Genomic DNA, 23651 nt, shown 5'->3' on the forward strand with positions numbered 1-23651 from the left:
CGCCTGCGGCGGGCCTTTGCCCCTCCCCGCCCCTTCCCGTAACCGGGGCTCCGCCCCGGACCCCGTATCGCGGCTGCGCCGCTCGTCCTCAAACGCCGGACGGGCTTGTTTTTCGGGGGCTTGGGGGCGGAGCCCCCAATTTCGGGAAGGGGCGGGGCCGGGGAACAAAACCCACCGCCACCCCACCCGCACCCGCCCCCCGCACGCGCAACGCGCCGCCCAACACCCCGTGAAAGGAACCCCATGCCCACCCCCACACCCCAACCCCCCGCATCACTCCTGCGCTTCGCCACCGCCGGCTCCGTCGACGACGGCAAATCCACCCTCGTCGGCCGCCTCCTGCACGACACCAGAACCGTCCTCGCCGACCAGCTCGCCGCCCTCCCCCACACCACCAACACCACCACCGCAAACGGAAACGGCATCCCGGACCTCGCCCTCCTCACCGACGGCCTGCGCGCCGAACGCGAACAGGGCATCACCATCGACGTCGCCCACCGCTACTTCGCCACCCCCCGCCGCCGCTTCGTCCTCGCCGACACCCCCGGACACCTCCAGTACACCCGCAACATGGTCACCGGCGCCTCCACCGCCCACCTCGCCCTCCTCCTCGTCGACGCCCGCCACGGCATCGTCGAACAGACCCGCCGCCACACCGCCCTCGCAGCCCTCCTGCGCGTCCCCCACCTCACCCTCGCCGTCAACAAAATGGACCTCACCGGCCACCGCGAGGACGTCTTCACCCGCATCACCGCCGACTTCACCGCCACCACCACCGCCCTGGGCATCCCCCACACCACCGCCATCCCCGTCTCCGCCCTCAACGGCGACAACATCGTCACCCCCTCCCCCCGCATGCCCTGGTACACCGGCCCCACCGTCCTCGAACACCTCGAAACCGTCCCCCTCACCCACCACCTGGCCCACCAGCCCGCCCGCTTCCCCGTCCAGTACGTCATCCGCCCCCAAACCCCCACCCACCCCGACTACCGCGGCTACGCCGGACAACTCACCACCGGCACCCTCCACACCGGCCAGCCCGTCACCGTCCTGCCCTCCGGACACACCACCACCATCGCCGCCATCGACGCCCTCGGCCACCGGGCCACCACCGCCCACGCCCCCCAGTCCCTCACCCTCCGCCTCACCGACCACCTCGACATCTCCCGCGGCGACCTCATCGTCCCCACCGGACAGGAACCCCCCCTCACCCGCGACATCCACGCCACCGTCTGCCACCTCACCGACCAGCCCCTCCACCCCGGCCACCGCGTCCTGCTCAAACACACCACCCGCACCGTCAAAGCCATCGTCAAACACCTCACCACCCGCCTCGACCCCCACACCCTCACCCACCACCCCAACCCCCCACACCTCAACCCCAACGACATCGCCCACATCCACCTCCACACCTCCGAACCCCTCCCCCTCGACCCCTACACCACCTCCCGCCACACCGGCTCCTTCCTCCTCATCGACCCCACCGACGGCACCACCCTCACCGCCGGCATGGCAGACAGCGGACACCGGTGACCGGAACCGGCCATGAAGTCCGGCTGTGTGCCCGGGAGTTGACGGGACGGGCCTAGTACATAAGGAGGAAGTCCGCCGGTTCTCCGGTCCGTTGAGCCCGGGCGCAGACCAAGGATGATGTACGCCATGTCACAGTTAACTTCCGCAGCGGAAGGCACCAAAGGGCAGCCGGGTCACTCGGGCGCCCTGTGGGTGGCGGTGCTCGCCGCGTGTGTCGGGCAGTTCGTCGTCGTGCTCGACGTGTCCGTCATCAATGTCGCCCTCCCGTCGATCCGTTCCGGGCTCGGCATCGGGGCGAACGGCCTGCAATGGGTCGTCAACGCCTACGTGATCACCTTCGCCGGCTTTCTGCTGCTGGGCGGGCGGGCCTCCGATCTCTTCGGGCGCAAGCGGGTGTTCCTCTTCGGCCTGGGGGTGTTCACCGCCGCGAGCCTGCTGGGCGGGCTGGCCTGGACGCCCGGGGTGCTGATCGTGGCCCGGGCCCTGCAGGGCATCGGCGCGGCGGTGCTGTCGCCGGCGACGCTCACCATCCTCACCACCAGCTATCCGGACGGGCCCGGCAGGGTCCGGGCGGTCGCCGCGTGGACGGCGGTCGGTACGGGCGGCGGTGCGGCGGGAGGGCTGGTCGGCGGGCTGCTGACCGACTATCTGTCCTGGCGCTGGGTGCTGTTGATCAATGTGCCGATCGGGGCGGCCGTGCTCGTCGCCGCGGTGCTGTGCCTGGGGGAGTACCGGACCGGCGGGGCGCGCCGGCTGGATCTGCTCGGCTCGGTGGCCGTCACGGTCGGGGTGGGCAGTCTCGCGTACGGCATCTCGCAGAGCGAGGCGTACGGCTGGGGTTCGGCCCGGGCCGCCGTGCCCCTGGCCGTCGGCGCGCTGGCGCTCGTCCTGTTCGTCGCCGTGGAGCGCAGGGCCGAGGAACCGCTCATGCCGCTCGGGCTGTTCCGGATGCGGGCGGTCTCGGCCGCGAACGCCATCACCCTGGTCTGCGGGACCGGCTTCTACGCGATGTGGTACTTCCTCTCGCTCTACATGCAGAACGTGCTGGGCTATTCGGCCGTGCAGACCGGACTGGCCCTGCTCCCGCACACCGGCACCATCATCTTCTTCTCGCAGTTCGCGGCCCGGCTCATGCGCTGGATCAAGGGGCGGACGCTGCTCGTGCTCGCCGGGCTGATCACTTCGGCGGGGTTCGTCTGGCAGGGCACCATGAGTGCCGACGGCTCCTTCCTGCGCACGCTGCTGGGGCCGGGCATCGTGATGTCCGCCGGGGCGGGGCTGATGATGACGCTCCTCGCGGTCGCCGCCACCAGCGGGGTCGCGCTGTCCGAGTCGGGCATCGTGGCCGGGCTCGCCAACACCTCCCGCACCATGGGCGGCGCCCTGGGGCTGGCGATCCTCGCCTCGGTCGCCGCCCGTCGCACCGAGGAGGAAGGGCCGGGGACCGCCGCCCTCGCGTCCGGCTACGGGCACGCGTTCGTCGTGGCCGGCGGGGTCATCCTGCTCAGTACGGCCATGATGGTGCTCCTGCCCAAGCGGCAGCGCACCGCCGAGTAACGGCGGGCAACGGGGGAGCACCCTGCCAGGGGCGGCCCTCCGTCAGCCGGCCGGCCTCGCCAGCAGCAGCTCGGTGTTGTGGTCGCCCGCCGCACCGAGCTTCGCCGCGGGCCTGGCGTACGGGTCGTTGTACGACAACTCGCGGTAGAGCGCGGCCAGTCCGGCGTCCGAGGTGTCACCGAAGTCGGTCCCGTACCGTGCCGCCGACTCCACCAGCGTGGTGAACAGCGACAGCGTGCCGTCCCCGTTGTCGGTGATCTCGATGACGCGCGCGTGCTGCGGGAAGTCGATGTGCGAGGCGGTGTTGATCTCCCAGAAGGCACGCTCGGGCACCGCGTGGCCATGGGCGATGATCTGGTTGCGGTGCGTGTGCCCGTTGACCCACGCGACGACGTTCGGATACCGCTGCAGCAGCGCGACCAGCTCACCGCCGTCGTGCCGGCCCTCGAAGGGGTGGTGCGGGTCGGGCAGCAGATTGCCCATGCTGCCGCTGGTGTGGTGGCTGAAGACGATCACCAGCTCGCTGCCCGGACCGCCCCGTACGACGCGCCCGTCGCCGTCGTACCAGTGCCCGCTGCGCGACCGCAGCACCGACTCCAGCCACCGCAGCTGCGCCGTGCCGATCGAACCGTCCGCGAAACCGGCCGGGTTGGTGGTGTCCAGGCTGATCCCGAGCACGCCCGGGGCGACCGGGAACGTGTAGTACAGCCGGCCGCTGTCCGCCGCCGACGCGGTGAAGCCGTGCCCGGCCGGGCCGGGGCCGGTGTACGCCGGGTCCAGGTGCGCCCTGGCGAACTCCGCCGGGGTGAAGGGCTCGCGCCGGCCGTCGGGCGTGATGTGCCGCACCGGACCCGCCGACTTCAGCAGTTCCGCCAGCCGCAGCACCGCCTCGGCCGGATCGTCGCGCAGCGCCTGGGCGAGCTTCGCGGCGTCGTCCTCGTCGCAGCCCTCCAGCTTGCGGCCGCCGGTGTACAGGGAGTGCAGCAGCCCCAGGTCCGGCAGGGTGCCCTCGATGCTGTCGTCGTGGTTGCCGACCGTCGAGTACCAGGGGGTCCGCAGCCCCGGAGCGCGCAGCGGACGGCCCGCCGCCGTCAGGAAGCCGGGTACCTCGGGAAAGCCCTTGGCCTTGTAGGAGTCCCGGAAGGAGGACTCCGGGTTCCAGTAGGCGGCGTTGCCGGAGTTCTGCACGCCCTCGTAGCGGTGCGGATCCCCGCTGTTCGGGGTGACGGTGCCGCCGCTCATCACCGACAGGTACCAGTCCAGCTCGATCTTCTCGTGGTTGTCGGTGTTGTCACCGGTCGCCATCACCAGCGAGAACGGGACGCCCGTGAACGGGCCGGCGGACAGCGAGTTGATCCGCTCGACGAGTGAGGAGGCACCGCGCACCGTGAGGGTCTCCTGCGGGCGGTGGGCGCTGTCGTTGAACGGCGCCAGGTACTCGAAGCGTACGGGGGACTCGGTGTCGGCCAGGTGCAGATCCGTGAACTGCACGAAGCAGGCCAGCGCGGTGCGCCGGGCATCGCGCCCCGCACCCGCCTTCGCCAGGTCCTCGCGCACCAGCAGCGGCCAGCCGGGCCCGGAGCGCAGCCGCTTGTACGGGCCGTCACCGCCCGGCGTCGCCACCTGCTCCAGTGTCGTGCCCTCGGCCCGGACGGCCCGCGCGGCACTCTCCGCGAGCGCGCGGTCGCGGGCCGCCGCCGAAGCGAAGCGGCCGTCGAGCGCGGCGAGCGACGCGGCGGCCGCCACGGACGACGCTCCGGATATGAACTGGCGTCTGCTGAAAGCGGGCATGCCGCGGACTCCTGACGGTCGGTCGGTCGATACGGCCGGTCCGGTACCGGCCGGCCCGGGCCAACGGTCAGGATGCTGAGCGGCATTGGCCATTCCGTGAACGACCGGCGAAATACAGGTGAGGGGATGTCGGGAATCGGTGAAGGTGCCGGGCCGCTACCGGCCCGGCAAGGATCCGCGCTCAGGAACCGATCTCCAACTTTCCGTCCCCTTCGGCCTGTTCGGCACCCTCAGGTGTCAGACACCCCGTCAGCTCCGCCGGCAGCAGCGTGACGGTCCTGCTCGCTTCGAGGCCCTTGCCCCGGCCGCGCACGACCCGGCCCTTCAGGACGACCACATGGGCCCCGGCGATCCGCACCGCGGTCCCGGGGTCGTAGCGGATCTCGGAGAACTCCTCCTCGTGCCCGCCGCCGTGCCGCACGGCGGGCCAGTGCACGTACTCCGTGCCCCGGGGCGCGTCGAGGGCCAGGCACGAGGCCCCGTCCGACCCGGCCTCCGTGCGGCCGGCGGCCTCCACCTGCTCGCCGGAGGGCAGCGTGCACGTGTAGTCACTCCGGGCGTGGATGCGGGTCGGCCGGTCGGTGAACGTCAACCCCGGTGTGTACGTGGTGTGTTCCGGACCCTCGCACTTCACGTGCCCGGCCGCCTGGGAGGCCGGCGCCCACACCAGCGACGACCCGGCCAGGGCCAGGGCGCACAGGCCCACCACCACACCCCGCACACCATTCATGGACTCCTCGTTCCTTCCGTCATTCCTGCGTCGGCACCCGCTGCCCGCCCGACCTACCCGGGACACGCCGGGCCCGAACCACCGCCCCGGTGCCGGGCGGAGCCCGGCGCCGCCCGCGCGCGGCGTGGTGCGCGCGGCGGGGTACGGTGGGCCGGGACCGGCGCCAGGGGAGGAACACATGCAGGAAACAGGCGGATTCGTGCGCGACGGGGTCTGGACGTCGCTGCCGTACCGCGAGGCCGCGAGCGCCCCCGCGCAGGCGCTGATCCTCGTCGACGTACAGAACGCCTTCCTTGCGGGCCCCGACGCCGTGCCCGACGCCGCGCGGCTCGTCGACCGCCTCGCCGCCCTCCTCGAACGCGCCCGGGCGGCCGGGGCGTTGGTGGTCCACCTCCGCAACGACGGCGAGGCGGGTGCCCCCGACGAGCCCGGCACACCCGGCTGGCACCTGCGCTTCCCGCCGGCGCCCGGCGAGCACCTGGTCGCCAAGGCCGACGACGACGGCTTCGAGGGCACGGGCCTCGCGGAACTCCTCGTCGAACGGCACGGCGTCAGCCGCGTCGTGATCGCCGGAGTCCTCTCCGAGATGTGCGTCAGCGCGACGGCGCGCGGCGCGCTCGCCGCCGGACTGGGCGTGATCCTGCCGCACGACGCGCACGGCACGTACGGGCTGGACGACATCCCGGCGTCCGTGGTGGCCCGGGTGGCCGAACACGCGCTGGGGGACGAGCCGGAGCTGGTGGGGGCGGGGGAGGGGGTGCGGTTCGTGCGTGCCGCGCGATGAGGGCGTGGATGCGGCAGATCCTCTTACGCGGCTTCGCCGTGATGCGCGGTGAAGGCGACCCGTGTGCTCTGCTCGTCCAACGCGATGTCGAGCGTGGCGTCGAGCGCGCGGGCGAGCTTGGCGAGCAGCGGCAGGGTGGGGACGGTGTCCGAGCCTTCGATGCGAGAGATCTTCGCCTGGGTGAGTCCGGCCCGTTCGGCGAGTTCGCTCTGGGTCAGCCCGAGCTCCGTACGGCGGGCGTACACGGCCTGCGCCAGCGCCATGGACAGCCGGATCTCGTAGCGGGCCTCGGCGACCTCGGGGGACTCGGTGAAGCCTTCGGCGAGCTTGCGCTCGCGCACCGTCTTCCATCGGCTGTGGGCCATGTCAGATCTCTCCCTTCTCGACGACGCGGCAGAACTCCTCATGAGCCGGGCCGTGCTCCGACATACAGGTCTTCTGTGCGAGCCTGGCCCGCTGGATCTCCGCGTCCTCATGCGCTCTGGTCTTGCGGAACACCGTCAGAAGGACCGCGGTGCGGTGCGGCGTCAGCCAGTACGTGATGCGCACGGCGACGCCGTCGAGCGTGGGGCGCAGCTCTCTCACCCCGCCTCCGAGGTGGCGGGCATAGGGCTCACCGAGCGTCGCCGCGTGTTCGGCGAGCAGGCCGACGTACTCGTCGATCTTGAGGAAGTGCCGGGCGGGCAGGGAGTCCAGCCAGGCCCGCACCTCGGGCTCGATCTCGATCGTGTACAAGCCGTCCACACCCGCAGTATATGCCGTTGACGACATAACGCCAGCCGCTTCCGTCAGTCGCCCCCGCCCGGAAAGAAGTCCACCAGCAGCATGTCCCGCACCCCCACCACCGCCCCCGGCGCCGCGCGCACCGGCGAGACGTCGTGCAGCACCCGCCGGTCGTCGAGGACGATGGCCTCCAGCGGGGTGGTGAGCACCGTGCGGTGCAGCAGACGGCGTGCGGGGTCGTACAGCCGTGACTCGGCGCCGGTCACGTCCTGACGGCGGATCAATACCTGGGCCACATAGGCGTGTCCGTCCTGGTGCACGCCCTCCGGGGCGGGCAGGCCCTCGGCGCTCGCGGTCGCGGTGACGCGTATCTGGTGGACGCCGCAGGTGTCGATGTCCGTGCGAGGGCCGGGCAGTCGCCCGTGGAGCGCGCGGACGAGCGTGCGCAGTGCGGCACTTCGGGCGACGGTGTCGGTCAGCGGCGCGAACATGCGGGGGACGCCGCCGTTGACCTTGTTGACCGCCTTGTCCTGGAAGAACGCCGAGTGCGGCAGCCGCTCCAGCAGTCCCTCGCGCAGCCGGAAGGTGCCGTAGCGGCGGAAGCGGTAGGGCGTGTCCGTGCCCAGGTGGGTGTCGGCGGGCAGCCCGTCCCAGGAAGCGGTGAACTCCTCGACGGCCCCGGCGGGCAGCGCGGCCAGTGCCGAGGCGAGCGGTTCGGGGCCGAGGCGGGTGAAGGGCCCGGCGGGGCCGGCGGACGGGGCCGGAAGGCGCCACGGTGCTGTGGTCATGGTGTCCTTGCTTCCGTGCGGGGGCTTCGAGGGGGCCGTACCGTTCCCCCGGCGGCGCCGGGAAGGTACGTCCTGAGTCGACAGTAGGGCGACTGCCGCGCCTCCTGGCCGGAATGCGCCGCTCAGCGGTCCTCAGAGCGAACTCCGCGCCCCCCTGCGGGTGTTGCGCCCCCGACGGCACGCCAGGGGAGCCGTACCACCCGCGTCCCCCACGGCAGCCCGGCCCCCGGGCCGGCGGGCCGCCGCGACGGATGCGTCAACCGCCGTTTGACATCGGGCGCCGAGATCGACAATCCTCATTCCACTAGCTGACTAGTTAATTAGCAAGGTGGTCGATGGTGGGGACGATGTCGGCGGGTGCCGCGCACCGCTGGGCGATCGAGGCACACGGGCTGGGCAAGCGCTACCGGCGCAGAAGGGCCGTCGAGGACTGCTCCTTCCGGCTGCCGGCCGGGACGGTCTGCGGACTCGTGGGCCCCAACGGCGCGGGCAAGAGCACCCTGTTGGGCATGGCCGCGGGCCTGGTCCGGCCCGGCGCGGGGGAACTGCGCGTCCTCGGCGCGGCCCCGGGAACGGCGGGGACCCTGTCCCGTACCGCCTTCCTCCCCCAGGACAAGCCGCTCTTCGCCACGTTCACGGTCGCCGAGACACTGCGGCTGGGCGAGGAGCTCAACCCGCGCTGGGACGCAAGGGTCGCCGAACGCATCGTGCGCTCGGGAAAGATCCCCCTCGACGCCCGTATCGGCACCCTCTCCGGCGGCCAGCGCTCGCGCGTCGCCCTCGCCCTGGCCTTCGGCAAACGCCCCGAACTGCTGCTGCTGGACGAGCCGATGGCCGACCTCGACCCGCTCGCCGCGCACGAGATCGGCGGACTGCTCATGGCCGAGGCCGCCGAGCAGGGCACCACGATCGTGATGTCCTCCCACCGGCTCGCCGACGTGGCCACCATGTGCGACTACCTGGTGGCCCTCGCCGACGGCCGGGTCCGCCTGGCCGGCGAGACCGACACGCTGCTGTCCGCGCACCTGCTGGTGACCGGAGCACACGCGGCGGGCGGCTCGCCACCGCGGCTCGCCCCGCACACCCTCGTCGAATCACGCGTCACCGGACGGCAGGTCACCGCCCTGATCCGGCCGCGCGGCCCGGTCGGCGAGGAGTGGCGGGTCGCCGAACCCGACCTGGAGGAGATCCTCCTCGGCTATCTGCGCTCGCCCGCGGCGCCCTCACTGCTGACCACCAGCGCCCGCGTCGACGACGCGGACGCACCGACGGAAGGAGAAACGGCCGCATGAGCGCGACCGTCGAAACCCCGCCGCACAGCGGCCCGAGCACGCGGCGGCCGCGCCTGCTGCACGGCATGGTCTGGGCGGTGTGGCGGCAGCACCGCACCGCCTTCGCCGTCCTCCTCGCCGCGGCCGCAGCCGGCGCCGCCTGGATGACCTACCAGCGCTTCGGGACCGCCGACCTGCTGCACCAGGGGCTTACGGGCGAAGACCTGCGCCGGACGATGAAGGACGCGTACGGCCACGCCCTGGAGGAGACAGCCGGCTACCTCGTCGTCCTGCCCCTGGCCATCGGCGTCTTCCTCGGCGCGCCCCTGGTCTCCGGGGACCGCGAGCACGGCACGGACCGGCTCATGACCACCCAGTCCGTCACCCGCGGCCGCTGGATCGCCACCAAGCTCGGCGTCACCGTGGCCGTCGTGCTCCTGTCCACGGGCCTGCTCTCCGCGGCGTTCACCTGGTGGTGGCACTCCGCCCGCCCCATCAACGACCTGTGGGACCTGGGCGGGACCTTCGACACCACCGGTCCCGTCCTGCCCGCCCTGTGCCTGCTGTACCTGGCCGTCGGCATCGCGATCGGCGCGCTCGCACGGCGCATGCTGACCGCCATGGTGCTCACCGCCGTCGCCGGATACGGGCTCTCCTTCGTCTGGGACCGGATCCGGCTCGTGTGGCAGGCCCCGCGTGTGCTCACCTCGCCCATCACCGGCACCTGGCCGCAACTGCCCGACGGTGCCGTGGAACACGACCGGTGGCTCACCACCGACAGCGGCAGACTCTACGGCTGGGGCAACTGCATCCCCCACCGCAACCCCGAGCCCTGCCTCAAGGAGAAGGGCATCACCGGCTACCGCCTGGAATACTTCGGGTTCGACCAGATGAGCCCCCTGCAGTGGACAGGCGCGGCGGTGCTGCTGGCGGTGGCCGTGGCCCTGCTCGGCGCCGTGCTGTGGTGGATCCGCCGCCGTCCCCTGTGAGACACGTGCTCAGCACCACGATGCGGCGGACGACACACACAGCGGGCCGAGGGGGTGGGACGTGATCCGGTTCCGGATCGACCGGCACAGCGGCATGGCCGCGTACCTGCAGATAGTGCGGCAGGTACAGGAGGCACTGAAGCTCGGCATCCTCGCCGAGGGCGATCAACTGCCCACCGCCGCCCGCGTCGCGGCGGACACCAAGCTCAACCCGAACACGACCCTCAAGGCGTACCGGGAGCTCGAACACCTCGGGCTCGTCGAACCCCGGCCCGGCGTCGGCACCTTCGTCAGCGCCTGCCCGGCACCCGAGAAGTCCATCGCCGACTCCCCGCTGCGCGGCGAACTCTCCGAATGGATGCGGCGGGCCCGCGGCGCCGGGCTCGACTGGGCGGACGTCTCCGCCCTCATCACCGCCGCGCGCGCGGAGCACTACCCCCTCGTCTGAGCGGGCCCGCGCCCGTACCGACACCCGGACCCGGGCCACCCCTGCGCCCGGCGCACCTCACAGAAAGGGACGAAAGCCAGTGAACGAGACGATACGCATACCCGCTACGGAGCGGCGCCGTCCCGTATGACGCCGCCCCTCATATCCCCGTCCCCGCCCGCCGCTCCACCCGCCGACGACACCCGGCGGCCCCGCGAAGGCCGCCCGCCGCAGCGGGCGGCCGAGCGTCTGCTGCGGCTCGCCGGACCCGCGCTCGCGGTGTACGCCGTCACCACCCTCGCCCATCTGCTGCTGCTGTGGTCCATGAACGGGCCCGAAGCACCCGGGCTGAAGGAACGGCTGCTGTCCTGGGACGGCAAGCTGTACGCGGACATCGCCGAACACGGCTACCCCGACGGCTTCTCCTACACCGACGACGGCACCCTCACCGGCAACAACCTCGCCTTCTTCCCGCTGTTCCCGCTGACCGTCCGCGCGGTCCACACCCTGACCGGCCTCGACCACGGCGCCAGCGGCATCGTCACCGCCCACCTCGCGCTGATCGCCGCGCTGATCGTCTGCCACCGGCTGCTGGAGCGCCTGTACGGACGGCGCACCGCCACGATCGGCATCGTGCTGCTGGCGGCGGCACAGCCGATGTCGCTCGCCCTGTTCATGTCCTACAGCGAGTCGCTGTTCCTGGCACTGTGCGCGGGGGTGCTGCTCGCGGCACACCGCCGCGCCTGGCTGACCGCCGGCGCGCTGGCGCTGCTCGCCGGACTGACCCGCCCGGCGGCCGTCGCCGTCGTCCTCGCGCTGGCCGTCGCCGCCGGAACGCACCTGCTGCGCGAACGCCCCCTGTCCTGGCGCCCGTTGGCGGCTGTCGCCCTCGGCTGCGCGGGCACCCCCGCGTACCTGTGGTGGGTGGGCCGGCGCGTGGGCACCATGGACGCCTACTTCACGATCCAGCAGGCGGGCTGGGGCACCCACTGGGACAACGGCGCCGCGCTGTGGCGCTTCCTCGCCGAGAGCCTGACACGGGGGGAAGGCTGGGTTCCGGTGAGCACCGCCGTACTGCTCCTCGCCCTCGTGTGCGCCACCGCCCTCGCCTGGCAGCGCGGCACCTGGCCGCCGCTGCTCGCCTACGGCACCGGCATCGTCGTCCTGACCCTCGCGCAGAGCAACTTCTCCCACTCCAAGCTGCGCCTGCTCGTGCCCGCGCTGCTCTGCCTCGTGCCGCTCGCCCGCGCGCTGGCCCGCACCCGGCCCCGCACCCAGGTGGTCGTCCTCGGCGCGGCCGGGCTGTTCGGCTGCTGGTACGGCGCGTACATGCTGTGTGTCTGGCAGTTCGCGATCTGACGCCCCTCCGCCGGGGCCGCGCCGACGGCTGGTCACGGCTTGCGGGCCACCGCGGCGTAGCAGACGTCCGCCCCCGGCGGCAGCGGCTCCGCGGGACCGTCGGGGCGCCACGCGTGGGAGAGCACGACACCGGGCTCCACCAGCTCCCAGCCGTCGAAGAAACGCGTGAACTCGGCCTTGGAACGGCTCTGGAACGGGGTGCCGGCCCGGACGTAGATCTCGGTGATGCGCGCCATCTCCGTGGGGGTGAGGTCCGCCGTGGCGTGCGTCATCGCGAGCGTACTGCCGCTGGGCACCGCCGATTTGAAGCACTCGACGATCGCATGGGCACGGTCGCACCCGTCGTCGGTGACGAAGTGCAGCAGCGCGTTGAGCGACAGCGCCACCGGTTCGCCCAGGTCGAGCGTCGCGTGCAGCAGCGGTGCCCGCAGCACGCTCTCCGGCACGGTCGCGTCCGCCTGCACATAGGCGGTGCGGCCGGCGGTATGGCTGCGCAGCAGGGCCGCCGCGTGCGCCAGCACGATCGGGTCGTTGTCGACGTAGACGACCCGCGCCTCGGGCCGCACCTCCTGCGCGACCTCGTGGAGGTTGGGTGGGGTGGGAATGCCGGTGCCGATGTCGAGGAACTGCCGCATCCCCTCGCGCGCGAGGAAACGCGTGACCCGGTGCGTCAGTTGCCGAGTGAGACGGGCGGCCGTGCGCGCGGCGGGATAGACGGCCAGCACCTTCCCGGCGGCCTCCCGGTCGGCCGCGAAGTTGGTGTGACCGCCCAGATACCAGTCGTACATCCGGGCCGAATGGGCCCGGTCGAGCCGCAGATCCACCACGGGATCAGCACCGGAACCGCTCATCGGACCGCCACCACCGGACGAGACACAGGGAAAGACGAAGGGAAAGACGGGACGCAGGAAAGCCGGGAAGAAGACACAGCGGTGGCACAGGTTATCGGCTGCGGACACGTCACGCACTCGCGAATGTGTACGAGCTGCCGCAACAGGGCGGAGGGCTAAGATTTTTCCCGTGTTGCCGCACAACAGGCACTGTTTTCCGGTTCATTGGAGATCCCGCACGTACCGGCACGGCGACGAGAGGCGGTTATGAGCGACCACGCCCCGCCGCCCGTGATCACCACCCCGCCCAGCGACACCCAGCGCCGTCTCGCCCTCACCTACGCCGCCTTCCACGAGACGCACGCGCCGCGCTGGCGGCTGTACGCCCAACTGCACACGGGGGAGCGGGAAGCGGCCGGAGCCGTCGCGCGGGACACCTTCGCGCAGCTGCGCCGGCAGTGGCCGCACGCGCTGCGCCGCCGCTCCGCCGCCTGCTACGCCTGGTCCCTGCTCAAGGAGCATCTGCACCGATGGCTCACCGACCGGGAACGCCCCTCGGCCCTGGAGCTGACCGCCTTCCAGCGCGCGGCCCACGCGCTCCCGCGCGAATTCCCGCGCCAGTGCGCCCTCGTGGAGAGCCGTATCGGACTCTACGCCGCGCTCGCCCGGCTGCCGGAGCGGCAGTGCGACTCCCTCGTCCTCCACACCATGATCGGATACAGCACGGCGCAGATCGCGGAGCTGCTCGGCATCGAGGAGAGCGCGGTCCGCTGCCAGATCCGCCACGCCAGACGCAAACTCGCCCCGTTCGCCCCGCCCGCCCCGACCGCCGGGGTCCCGCACTCCGTCAGGGGGACGTAATGCCGCGCAGCCACGACACCGACGGCGATGTCATCGAGGCCGTGCTGGCCTCCGACGCCCGCGCGCTCGCGGGGGCCTTCGAGACCCGCAGGCCCACCGGCCGTCCGCGGCGCTCGCGTGCGGGAAGACCGGAGGGCCCCGCGAACGCCGCTGCCGCGCAGGGCGGTTACCCCAGCGCCCACGACGAGGCGAGCAGCGAACTGGACCTCGCCTGCGTCCTGGTCATCAACGCGGCCGAGGCCGCCGCCAGTCTGGAGCGGTTCGTCGACGACCGGGGCATCGACCCGGAGGGCGCGCTGGTCTTCGCCTGTCTGCTGCACGTGGCCGGGCACACCGGAGCGGCCGGCTTCTGGTGGCGGTTCGGGGCCGGCGGCGGCAGCCGCACCGCCGCGTACTGCCTGTACCTCTCCCACCGCCGCGACGGCGAGTTCCGCGACGCCGCCTTCTGGCGGGCCCAGGCCGCCCACGGGCCCGAGGAGCCCGGCCCGGCCCCGCGCGGCCGGGGCCGCCGCGGACTGCTCACCGAGGCCGCCCGGCACGAACTGCTCGTCCAATGGCACAGCGGACTCACCCCGCATCTGCCCGCCGCCCTGGAGAGCGTCATCAACCGGCTCACGGTCGAGGGCGACGACGAGGACTTCGGCGAGGTACCGCAGCCCGCCCCCGGTCTCGTCGAGCGGCTCTCCCGCGAGCGCTGACCCGACCCCGCGCCCCGCCCCGTACCCGCCGGTACGGCCCCCGGAGTCCCGCGGCCTTACCCGGATGGGTGATTTCCCCGGCCGCTCCCGTTGCCCCGTGAGCGGTGCCCCGTACCGTCGTAAGGGCGGCACCGCAGGGGGGATTCCACGGTCCGGAGCACTTGGAGCGCGCGATGACGACGACCGAATCCCGGCAGGACGGGCCCCCGGTCCACTTCTGGCCCGTCGAGGACCTGGCGGGGCTGGACTTCGACCCCTTCATGAGCGAGCTCCTCCACAAGGAGCCCATCGCCCGGATCCAACTGCCCTACGGCCAGGGGCACGCCTGGATCGTCACCCGCTACGAGGACGTCAAGACCGTCACCTCCGACCCCCGGTTCAGCCGGCGGGCCCTCCTCGGCCGTGACGTGACCCGGCTCGCGCCGCACATCATCCCGCTCGACGAGGCCGTCGGCTTCGCCGATCCGCCCGAGCACACCCGGCTGCGCAAGTCCGTGGCACGGGCGTTCACCACCCGCAGCCTGGAGGCGCTGCGCCCGCTCGCGCAGCGGGCCGCCGACGAACTGCTCGACGCCATGGAGCGGCAGGGCCCGCCCGCCGACCTCGTCGCCCACCTCAACGCCCCGCTGCCGCTGACCGTGGTGAGCGAGCTGATGGGGGTGCCCCCCGAGGACCGGCCGCGCATGGCCGAGTGGACGGCCCTGCTGCTGTCCGCCCGGCACGGCAAGGAGCGCAGCGAGCGCGCCAAGGAAGAGGTGCGGGCCTACTTCACCGGGCTGCTCGCCCGGCGCCGCGCCGAGCCCCGCGAGGACCTGGCGGGCGATCTGGCCGAGGCGGCGCGGCGCGGGGAGCTGAGCGAGGAGGAGGCGATCGCCATCGCCATCCTCATCCAGATCAGCGCCGCCCACGCCGTGCGCAACAACAGCTCCAACATGGTCTACGCGCTGCTCACCCACCCCGAGCACCTGGCCCGGCTGCGGGCCGAACCGGCGCTGCTGCCGCGCGCCCTGGAGGAACTGCTGCGCTGGATCCCGCACCGCCGGGGCGTGGGCATCGCCCGCATCGCCACCGAGGACGTCGAGGTCGGCGGCTGCCTCATCCGGGCCGGAGAGGTCGTCTACGCCTCGTACCTGACGGCCAACCGCGACCCCGAGGTCTTCCAGCGGCCCGACGAGCTCGACTTCGACCGGGAGCACATCCCGCACCTGACCTTCGGGCACGGACCGCACTTCTGCCTGGGCTCGATGCTGGCCCGGCTGGAGTCCGAGACCATGCTCTCCACGCTGCTGCGCAGATTCCCGGGGCTGCGGCTCGCGGTGCCCGTGGAGGAGATCGAGTGGCAGCCCAGTGCCCTCATCCGCGGCCCGGAGGCCCTGCCGGTCACCTGGTGAACCGCCGCGCGCACCCGTCGGGGCGCGCACCCCCGTCACGTCGAGCCCGTCGAGCGAAAGGCGGTACCCCATGTCCCTGGCCGCGGTCCCCGAGGGGCTGGTCGTACCGCCGGGCGAGGGGCGCACCCTCGTCACGGCGGCCCAGCAGGTCACCTTCAAGGTGACCGGGGAGCACTCGCGTGCCGCCTCCAGCTTCGAGGTCCTCGTACCACCGGGCTTCGACGTGGGCGCGCACGCGCACTCCCGCAGCGAGGAGCTGTTCTACGTCCTGGAGGGCGAGTTGGACATCCTCGCCTTCGAGCCGCTCGTGCGCACCCGGGACAGCTGGCGGGAGTGGGAGTCGGCGTCCGGGCAGCGGCTGGTACGGGCGGAGCCGGGCACGGTCATCGTCGTCCCGCCGGGCTGCCCGCACGCGTTCGCCAACCCCACCGGCGAGCCCGCCCGGATGTTCTTCCAGGCGTCACCGCCGCCCGACCACGAGCGGTATTTCGAGGAGCTCTTCGAGATCCTGCGGTCGGGACCCCAGGTCGACCAGGAGGCCGTCGCCGAGCTGCGCGCGCGCTACGACATCGAGCAGATCACGCCGTTGCGGACGGGCCGGGACTGACCGCGCGGGCCCCGGACCCGCCCGGCCTGCGGCCTTCCGCGACCCGCACACGACAAGATTCTTAGGTAAGGCTAACCTTACGTCATGTCGTTACTCGCGTCCCGGCGCGCCCACGGATCCGGAACCGCGCCGCTTGCCGCCCTCGTCCTGGTGGTCCTGTCCTACTCCGTCGTCCAGACCATGCTCGTGCCCACCCTCGGCGTCCTGCAGCACGACCTGAACACCAGCGCCGCCGGGGCCTCCTGGGCCGTCCTCAGCTCCACGCTCCTGGCCAGCGCCGTGCTCACCCCGCTCATCAGCCGCCTCGGCGACAGCCGGGGCAAGCGCGAGGTGCTGCTGCTGACGCTCCTGGCCCACCTGGCCGGCACCCTCGGCGCGGCCTTCGCGTGGAACGTCGCCTCGCTCATCGTCTTCCGCGCCGTGCAGGGCGCGAGCCTGGCCCTGCTGCCGCTGGCCTTCGGGCTCATCCGCGACGTGCTCCCGCCGCAGCGCGTCGCCTCCGGGCTCGGCGTGGCCGCGGGTGCCGTGGCGGGCGCGGCCGGCGGAGGGCTGCTGCTCGGCGGACTGCTCGTCGACCACGCCTCCTGGCGCTGGCTGTTCGTCGTCGGCGCGTCCGTGGTCGCCCTCGCGCTCGTGGCGGTCGTCCGGTACGTACCGTCCAGCCCCCCGAGCGCGCGCGAACCCCTCGACGTCATCGGCGCGTTGCTGCTCGGAGCGGCTCTGGTGGCGCTGCTGCTCGCGCTCACGGAGGGTCCGCAGTGGGGGTGGGGCGGCGCCCCGGTCCTCGCGCTGTTCGCGGGCAGCGTCCTGCTCGGCGCGCTCTTCCTGGTGCGGGAACGGCGCGTCGAACACCCGGTCGTCGACCCCGCGTTGCTCCTCGGCCGCGCGCTCGGCCCCGTCCATCTCGGGGCGCTCCTGCTCGGGGTCACCCAGTTCGTCTTCTACGTCCTCGTGCCCAAACTCGCCGAGCTGCCCGCGGGGTTGCCCGCCGACGCCGCGCGCCTGGTCGACTACGGCTTCGGCGCCTCCGTCACCGTCGCCGGACTCGTGCTGCTGCCGGGCACCGCGCTGGGCGTACCCGCCGGAGGGCTCACCGGACGGCTCGAAGGACGGCTCGGCCCCCGCGGCCCGCTCGTCCTCGGCATGGGGACGAGCGCCGTGGGCGGGGCGCTGCTGGCCGCGTGGCACGAGAGCCTGTGGCAGGTCACCGTCTGCTACACCGTCATCGGCGCCGGGTTCGGCCTGTCGATGGCGGCCCTGCCCAGGATGGTCCACCGTGCCGCCCCGGCGGGCGACTCCGCCACTGCCAACGGCATCAACACCGTCGCCCGTACCGTCGGCGGCGCCGTCGGCAGCCAGGCCGGCGCCGCCCTGCTCGCCTCCCGGCCCGTCCACGGCACCACGCTGCCCGCCGCCTCGGGCTTCACCCTCGCCTTCTGGACCGCCGCCGGGGTCTCGGCCGCCGGAGGCGCGCTGATGCTGCTCGGCCGGCGCCGTGGACCCGGCAGTGGGAGGAGCGCCCCGCTGCCGTCAGCGGCCGAAAGCCCCATCACCCGCTAGAGGGAAGGGATTTCACCTCGCGCGGTGCCGGGTGCGACGATGCGCGGACCGCACCCGTCACACGAGCAGGAGGAGTCTGCATGGAGCGACCTGGGGGAGAGGCAGTCCGGCGCCGGTGGGGGGCGCGGCTGGTCGCGACGGCCGCGGCGGTCGCCGTGGTGTTCCCGGCGCCCCTGGCGCGGGCCGGGGCCGCGGTCGCCGCGCCGCCGGGCGTGGGCGCCAAGGGCGCCTTCCTGCTCGATGCCACCGCCGACCGCGCGCTGTGGGGCAAGGAGGCGGACGTCAGGCGGCAGATGGCGAGCACCGCCAAGATCATGACGGCGGTCGTGGTGCTGGACGGCCACGGGGCCGCGCTCGACCGCAGGATCAGTATCAAGCAGTCCTACCGCGACTACGTCGTGCGCACCGGGGCGAGCACCGCCGACCTGCGCACCGGTGATGAACTGACGGCGCGTCAGCTGCTGTACGGGCTCATGCTGCCCTCCGGCTGCGACGCCGCCTACGCGCTCGCGGACGCCTTCGGCGAGGGGCGTACCGAGGCCGCGCGCACCGCCTCCTTCGTCGACGCGATGAACAAGAAGGCGGCCGAACTCGGCCTGCGCAACACGCGGTTCGACTCCTTCGACGGGCTCTCCTCCAGCTCCCGCAACTACTCCACACCCCGGGACCTGGCCCGGCTCTCCCGGCACGCGATGGCCGGCCACACCTTCACGGCCGTCATGAGCGCCATGAGCACCCATCAGAAGGCGGCCAACGTCAGCCGCACCTACACCTGGTACAACACCAACAAACTCCTCGGCTCCTACAGCGGCGTGATCGGGATCAAGACCGGGTCCACCTCGGCCGCCGGACCCTGTCTGGTCTTCGCGGCCCGGCGCGAGAAGAAGACGGTGATCGGCGTGGTCCTCAACGACCCCACGAGCCGCTACCCCGACGCCGCCAGGATGCTGGACTACGCGTTCGGCAAGCACACCCCCCTGAAGCTCCGTCAACTCCCCCCGGCGGCCCACGAGGACTGACCGGTTCCGGCAGCGGCCGCTGCCGACGCCGACGCCGGCCCGGACCCGCCACGGGGTCCGGGCCCGCCGTACGCCACCGCACACCGGCCCCGTACCCCGGAGCGCCGGCCACCGCGCGGCCGCCCCGGGCACCGGACCCGGCGGCGCGGCCCATGAACCAGCGGTGATTTCTACCTGATCGAGTGAACCGTCAGCAGGTAAGTGCGGGATGGTGAACTCCCCCGTGGGCGGGGGAAGATAGAGTCCTTCCTGTCCGGACCACGGGCACCGGGCCACTGCGGCACCGACACCCTCGGATGCACCCGCCGGCCGCCCGACGAAAGGCCCGCCCGACCCCGGCACCTCGCCGCGTCCCGCGACCGCTGGGTGCCGTCCGGCCGCGCCCCACGGGCGCGGCCCGCGCTCACCGACCGCCGCTCGCACCCCCGCACCGCTGTCCGTCCCCCGCACGCCCTTCGTCCCCACGCCGTCCCCTTCCCGCGTCCTCACCTGCCCGCGCAAGCCTCGCCCGCCCGAGGCGTCCTCGGCCTGCCCTGAACCCCGTTGCCCGCTCCCGTCGCGCGCCCCGGCGCGCTCCGCCGTGTGCCCGGTGTGCCCGGGCGCGCGAAACCACCCTGTCCGCCGATCCCAGGAGGCGTCATGCCCGACCGTCCCGCGCCGCGGTGCTCCCGCACGCCCATCGCCTCACCGCAGCCCCCGGCCCCCGCCGGGGGCCGGCCGACGGAGGTGCGATGACCCTCTTCGCCCGGCGGGCGCCCCGCGCCCTGCCCGTGTGCTCCAGTGAACTGCTGTTGTTCGGCGGGGCGTTGCGGCACGACATCCCCTGCGCCACGCACGGGACGCCGCTGCTGCGGCTGACGTTCCGGCAGATGGCGCGGCAGTTCCCCGCGCTGGTCGCGACGGTCGTGCGCGCCGCGTGGCGCGAGGACCGCCGCTGCCTGCTCGCCCTGCTCGGCGCCGAGCTCGGCCAGGGCCTGGTCCGGGCCTTCGGGCTGCTGGCCGGAAACCGGGTGCTCGTCGCCCTGTTCGCCTCCGGCCCCACCCCCCGGCGGCTGCGGCACGCCCTGCCCGCGCTGCTGGCCTGCACCACGCTCGCCGCCGTCTGCGTGCTGCTGTCCGCCGTCTCGGTCGCGGCGGCGGGGCAGTTGGAGCCCAAGGTGGAGCGGGTGTGCACCGCCCGCTTCTACCGCAGCGCGGTCCGCGTCGAGCTCGCCACCCTGGAGAAGAAGGACTTCCACCGCAAGCTGGACGCCGGCCGTTTCGGCACCGACTCGGTGCGCCTGATGCTCGGGTCCACGGTGACGGTCCTCAGCGCCCTCGCGGCGCTGGCCGCCTCGGCGGGCGTGCTGGCCGTACTGCACCCCGCCCTCGTCGTGCTGCTGCTGCTCGTGGCCGTGCCCAAGGGCTGGGGCGCCCTGGTCTCCGCCCGCCGCCAGTACGCCTCCCGGCACGCCTGGATCGAGCACCGGCGTGCCATCTCCGTGCTCACCTCCACCCTCACCAGCCAGGAGTCCGCCGCCGAGATCCGGGTGCACGGCGCGGGCCGGCTGCTCGTCGACGCCTACGACGAGATGTCGGCCGCCATGGAGCGTGAACAGCGGCGCCTGGCCCGCGCCCGGGCGGTCACCCAGACCGTCTCCTCCGCGCTCTCCGGCCTGGTGGCCCTGGCCGCCTACGGACTGCTGTGGCTGCTGCTGGCCTCGGGCGGTATGCCGCTGGCGGTGGCCGGCACCGCCGTGATCGCCGTGCACTCCGCCGGCGCCGGGCTGAGCGCCCTGGTCCTGCAGGTCAACCGGCTCTACGAGGAGGCGATGTACCTCGGCGACCTGGAGGCTGCCTGCGCCGCCGCCGAGCGCCACGCCATCCCCTCCGGCGGCACCCCGCTGCGCGGCGGCGCGCAGGAGATCCGGCTGGAGAAGGTCACCTTCGTCTACCCCGACACCACCGCGCCCGCCCTGTCCGAGGTGAGCCTCGCGATCCCGCCCGGCAAGGTCGTCGCCCTCGTCGGCGCGAACGGCTCGGGCAAGACCACGCTGTCCAAACTCGTGGCCGGGCTGTACCTGCCCACCTCCGGCTCGCTGTCGTGGAACGGCGTCGAGATCCAGGACGCCGACCGCGACCAGCTCTTCGACCATGTCGCCGTGCTCTCCCAGGACTTCCCGCGCTGGCCGATGACGGCCCGCGCCAACGTCCACATCGGCCGCCCCGGACTGCCCCTGGACCAGGGGCGGATCGAGCGGGCCGCCGCCGAGGCCGACGCGCTCGACGTCGTGAAGTCCCTGCCGCACCAGTGGGACAGCCTCGTCGTCAAGGGCTTCGAGCGCGGCACCCAGCTCTCCGGCGGCCAGTGGCAGCGCCTGGGCGGCGCCCGCGCCCGTTACCGGCGGGCCCCGCTGCTCATCGTCGACGAGCCCACCTCGGCCCTGGACCCCAGGGCGGAGGTCGAGGCGTTCCGGTCGCTGCGCACCCTGGCCGACGACGGCACCACCGTGCTGCTGATCACGCACCGGCTCGCGGCGACCGCGACCGCCGACCTGATCTATGTCCTCGACCGCGGGCGCCTGGTGGGGAAGGGCACGCACGAGGAACTCATGGCCGTCGAGGGCGGGTTGTACCGCTCGATGTACGAACTCCAGGCCGCCCAGTACGGCGGCCGCTCCACCTCCCGGCCGGCCGACGGCCCGGCCCGGCGTACCGGTTCCGCCCATGCACAGCCCGCCCAGACATAAGGAACGGACGGCTCCGCCGGCGCCCCGCCCCCCACTGGGGCCGCTCGCGAGCACGATGCGCGACATGCTGGGCTGTGTCGGGGTGATCACCGCCGCTGTGCTCATCTCGGTCCTCTGTGTGCACCTGGGCCGCATGTTCCCCGGGCTGGCCGCCAAGTGACCGTGCCGGGGCGCCCGTTCGCCCCGGCACGCCCCGCCGGCGGGGCGCGGGCAAGTGCGACGCGGAGTCTGGCGCCGCGGGGGCGGCGCCCCTACGATGCGAACGCTTCCGTCCCCAAGGGGTCCTTGGAGGGCAGGCTCTGACATGTACATGTCTTAATAGTCCAGCCCTCATCCAACGGACTCCGGGATCCCGACGCCCGGCCGCTCATCCCGTCAGCCCGCCCGGGGCGCGAACCCCCGGGCGCACACCCTAGGAGAGCCATGCCTGTTGGTCTCGCGGCAGGGGCCGCGCTCGCGGCACTGTTCACCTCGCCGATGACCGTCACCGGCGCGTCGGCGATCGTCAACCCGCCCCCGGACAAGATCGTGATCGACGTCGCCACCGTCAACGGCTCCGGCTGTCCGATCAACACCGCCGCCGTGGCGGTCTCCCCGGACAACACCGCCTTCACGGTCACCTACAGCAGCTACCTCGCCCAGGTCGGCATCGGCTCCAAGCCCACCGACTTCCGCAAGAACTGCCAGCTCAACCTCGAAGTGCACGTACCGCAGGGCTTCACCTACGCCATCGCCAGCGCCGACTACCGCGGCTACGCCCACCTCGAACCCGGGGCGACGGGCCTGGAGAAGGCCTCGTACTACTTCCAGGGCTCGCCCGACACCGCCGCCAGCGCCCACAACTTCAAGGGCGCCTACAACGACAACTGGCAGGTGACCGACAGCGTCGACGTGGCCTCACTGGTGTGGGCGCCCTGCGGCGAGGAGCGCAACTTCAACATCAACACCGAGCTCAGAGTCGACGCCGGCACCTCGGACCCGACGAAGACCACCAGCTGGATGGCCATGGACTCCACCGACGGCAGCATCAAGACCACCTACCACCTCGCGTGGAAGGAGTGCCCGAAGAGATAGTCCGCCACCGCGGGCCCGTCCCACCGGGCGGGCCCGCCCCGCGCCGCCCACCGCTCGCCCGCACCACAACCGAAGGTTGACCACGACTTTGGATTCCGGTGTGTCCCCGCTCACCTGCGAAGATAGCGCTGCGCAAGGCCCTGGTGACCAAAAGGGTATAGACCTCTGGAGGAAAACGGGCGAATGTGGGGGAAGCCACAGCGAGGCCGGCGCGTCCCGTGCCGCCCCGCACCCCCGACCGCAGCAGAGCGCCATGCCAGCATCCATCAGTGACCCCGTGGGTCCCGTGCGGCGGCCCGACGTCCGTGTCGGCCGCGACCCGGCCGTCCTGTGGACCCTCCCGGTCCATCCGCACGGCCTCGCCCGCGGTTCCCGCGCGTCCTGGACCACCGGCACGCCCCTGTGCCTGCACAGCCCTCCGCTGCGCGACCGCATGTCCCACCCGGCCCCCGGGCACCCCTGCGACACGCTCTCCCTGCCGGTGAGCCCGCGCTCCGCGGCGGCCGCCCGGCGGTTCTCCGCCCGGCTGCTCACCGAGTGGGGCCTGGACGGACTCGCCGACGACGCCGCGCTGTTGCTCTCCGAGATCGTCACCAACGCCGTCGTCCACGTCCCCGGCACCACCGGCCGGATCGAGGTGACCCTCACCCGCGCCGACGGCGCCCTGCTCGCCCAGGTCACCGACTCCGGGCCCGCCGACGAGTGCGCCGACGCCGGTCTGCCCCGCTGCGCCCAGGCGGGACCCGACAGCGAGAACGGGCGCGGCATGTGGCTCGTCGAGCAGATCGCCGACCGCTGGGGCCACCACGCCTCGGGCGCCGGCCGCACCGTCTGGTTCGTGCTCACCCTCCCCTGAAAAGGACCGGCCGGCCCGGTCCCTCTCCCTCCCTGACCGGCCGGCCACCCCCGGCGCCCGCGCCCCGCTCCACC

At 73.0% G+C, this 23651-nt stretch carries 22 protein-coding genes; 16 read left to right on the forward strand and 6 right to left on the reverse strand.

What is annotated here, in order from left to right:
* Window positions 1-243 precede the first annotated feature (243 nt).
* Both ACFP1Z_RS14690 and ACFP1Z_RS14695 read left to right on the forward strand, forming a co-directional pair.
* On the forward strand, window positions 244-1533 hold the full coding sequence (locus tag ACFP1Z_RS14690) for a sulfate adenylyltransferase subunit 1 (protein ID WP_390316703.1): 1290 nt from the start codon (window positions 244-246) through the stop codon (window positions 1531-1533).
* A gap of 117 nt (window positions 1534-1650) precedes the next feature.
* A complete protein-coding gene (locus tag ACFP1Z_RS14695; protein ID WP_390316704.1) occupies window positions 1651-3090 on the forward strand; it encodes an MFS transporter in 1440 nt (479 codons plus the stop codon).
* A 42-nt stretch (window positions 3091-3132) separates the two neighbouring features.
* On the opposite strand, the gene ACFP1Z_RS14700 is transcribed toward ACFP1Z_RS14695, so the two are convergent.
* Window positions 3133-4881 (reverse strand): TIGR03767 family metallophosphoesterase, encoded by a 1749-nt coding sequence (locus ACFP1Z_RS14700; RefSeq protein ID WP_390316705.1) that lies wholly within the window; start codon window positions 4879-4881, stop codon window positions 3133-3135.
* Window positions 4882-5062: 181 nt separating this feature from the next.
* On the reverse strand, window positions 5063-5611 hold the full coding sequence (locus ACFP1Z_RS14705) for a hypothetical protein (protein WP_390316707.1): 549 nt from the start codon (window positions 5609-5611) through the stop codon (window positions 5063-5065).
* A gap of 178 nt (window positions 5612-5789) precedes the next feature.
* On the opposite strand from ACFP1Z_RS14705, the gene ACFP1Z_RS14710 reads away from it, so the two are divergent.
* Window positions 5790-6395, forward strand: coding sequence for an isochorismatase family protein (locus ACFP1Z_RS14710; protein ID WP_390316708.1), 606 nt, complete (start codon window positions 5790-5792; stop codon window positions 6393-6395).
* A 23-nt stretch (window positions 6396-6418) separates the two neighbouring features.
* Here the strand turns inward: ACFP1Z_RS14710 and ACFP1Z_RS14715 are convergent, their stop codons facing one another.
* Genes ACFP1Z_RS14715 through ACFP1Z_RS14725 form a run of 3 tightly spaced genes read right to left on the reverse strand, consistent with a single transcriptional unit; the run spans window position 6419 to window position 7906 of the window.
* Window positions 6419-6760, reverse strand: a complete 342-nt coding sequence (locus ACFP1Z_RS14715) for a helix-turn-helix domain-containing protein (RefSeq protein WP_390316709.1) — start codon at window positions 6758-6760, stop codon at window positions 6419-6421.
* A gap of 1 nt (window position 6761) precedes the next feature.
* Window positions 6762-7139 (reverse strand): type II toxin-antitoxin system RelE/ParE family toxin, encoded by a 378-nt coding sequence (locus tag ACFP1Z_RS14720; protein WP_390316710.1) that lies wholly within the window; start codon window positions 7137-7139, stop codon window positions 6762-6764.
* Window positions 7140-7183: 44 nt separating this feature from the next.
* Entirely contained in the window at window positions 7184-7906 is a 723-nt protein-coding gene (locus tag ACFP1Z_RS14725) for a 2OG-Fe dioxygenase family protein (protein ID WP_390316711.1), read from the reverse strand.
* Between the two features lie 335 nt (window positions 7907-8241).
* On the opposite strand from ACFP1Z_RS14725, the gene ACFP1Z_RS14730 reads away from it, so the two are divergent.
* The 4 genes from ACFP1Z_RS14730 (at window position 8242) to ACFP1Z_RS14745 (ending at window position 11952) form a co-directional block, all read left to right on the forward strand.
* Window positions 8242-9198 (forward strand): ABC transporter ATP-binding protein, encoded by a 957-nt coding sequence (locus ACFP1Z_RS14730; RefSeq protein WP_390316712.1) that lies wholly within the window; start codon window positions 8242-8244, stop codon window positions 9196-9198.
* Window positions 9195-10166: an ABC transporter permease gene (locus tag ACFP1Z_RS14735; protein WP_390316713.1), complete on the forward strand. Its 972-nt coding sequence runs from the start codon at window positions 9195-9197 to the stop codon at window positions 10164-10166. Before ACFP1Z_RS14730 ends, ACFP1Z_RS14735 begins: the two co-directional genes overlap by 4 nt.
* 94 nt (window positions 10167-10260) lie before the next feature.
* A complete protein-coding gene (locus ACFP1Z_RS14740) occupies window positions 10261-10614 on the forward strand; it encodes a GntR family transcriptional regulator (protein WP_390317022.1) in 354 nt (117 codons plus the stop codon).
* Window positions 10615-10740: 126 nt separating this feature from the next.
* Window positions 10741-11952, forward strand: a complete 1212-nt coding sequence (locus tag ACFP1Z_RS14745) for a hypothetical protein (protein ID WP_390316715.1) — start codon at window positions 10741-10743, stop codon at window positions 11950-11952.
* A gap of 32 nt (window positions 11953-11984) precedes the next feature.
* Here the strand turns inward: ACFP1Z_RS14745 and ACFP1Z_RS14750 are convergent, their stop codons facing one another.
* Complete coding sequence (locus tag ACFP1Z_RS14750) at window positions 11985-12803, reverse strand: SAM-dependent methyltransferase (protein ID WP_390316717.1); 819 nt, start codon at window positions 12801-12803, stop codon at window positions 11985-11987.
* A gap of 246 nt (window positions 12804-13049) precedes the next feature.
* On the opposite strand from ACFP1Z_RS14750, the gene ACFP1Z_RS14755 reads away from it, so the two are divergent.
* The 9 genes from ACFP1Z_RS14755 (at window position 13050) to ACFP1Z_RS14795 (ending at window position 23577) form a co-directional block, all read left to right on the forward strand.
* A complete protein-coding gene (locus tag ACFP1Z_RS14755) occupies window positions 13050-13643 on the forward strand; it encodes an RNA polymerase sigma factor (protein ID WP_390316718.1) in 594 nt (197 codons plus the stop codon).
* Complete coding sequence (locus tag ACFP1Z_RS14760; RefSeq protein ID WP_390316719.1) at window positions 13643-14341, forward strand: hypothetical protein; 699 nt, start codon at window positions 13643-13645, stop codon at window positions 14339-14341. The genes ACFP1Z_RS14755 and ACFP1Z_RS14760 overlap by 1 nt, the downstream gene beginning before the upstream one ends.
* A 173-nt stretch (window positions 14342-14514) precedes the next feature.
* Window positions 14515-15732: a cytochrome P450 gene (locus ACFP1Z_RS14765; protein ID WP_390316720.1), complete on the forward strand. Its 1218-nt coding sequence runs from the start codon at window positions 14515-14517 to the stop codon at window positions 15730-15732.
* Window positions 15733-15802: 70 nt separating this feature from the next.
* Window positions 15803-16339, forward strand: coding sequence for a cupin domain-containing protein (locus ACFP1Z_RS14770; RefSeq protein ID WP_390316721.1), 537 nt, complete (start codon window positions 15803-15805; stop codon window positions 16337-16339).
* An 84-nt stretch (window positions 16340-16423) separates the two neighbouring features.
* Window positions 16424-17899 (forward strand): MFS transporter, encoded by a 1476-nt coding sequence (locus tag ACFP1Z_RS14775; protein WP_390316722.1) that lies wholly within the window; start codon window positions 16424-16426, stop codon window positions 17897-17899.
* Between the two features lie 80 nt (window positions 17900-17979).
* Window positions 17980-18918 carry a D-alanyl-D-alanine carboxypeptidase family protein gene (locus ACFP1Z_RS14780; protein WP_390316724.1) on the forward strand — a complete coding sequence of 313 codons (939 nt, stop codon included), beginning with the start codon at window positions 17980-17982 and terminating at the stop codon, window positions 18916-18918.
* A gap of 731 nt (window positions 18919-19649) precedes the next feature.
* Window positions 19650-21647, forward strand: coding sequence for an ABC transporter ATP-binding protein (locus ACFP1Z_RS14785; RefSeq protein ID WP_390316725.1), 1998 nt, complete (start codon window positions 19650-19652; stop codon window positions 21645-21647).
* 423 nt (window positions 21648-22070) lie between these two features.
* On the forward strand, window positions 22071-22721 hold the full coding sequence (locus ACFP1Z_RS14790) for a DUF4360 domain-containing protein (protein WP_390316726.1): 651 nt from the start codon (window positions 22071-22073) through the stop codon (window positions 22719-22721).
* Between the two features lie 253 nt (window positions 22722-22974).
* On the forward strand, window positions 22975-23577 hold the full coding sequence (locus tag ACFP1Z_RS14795) for an ATP-binding protein (protein WP_390316727.1): 603 nt from the start codon (window positions 22975-22977) through the stop codon (window positions 23575-23577).
* Window positions 23578-23651: the final 74 nt, after the last annotated feature.

Source organism: Streptomyces gamaensis (assembly GCF_042656465.1).
GTDB lineage: Bacteria > Actinomycetota > Actinomycetes > Streptomycetales > Streptomycetaceae > Streptomyces > Streptomyces gamaensis.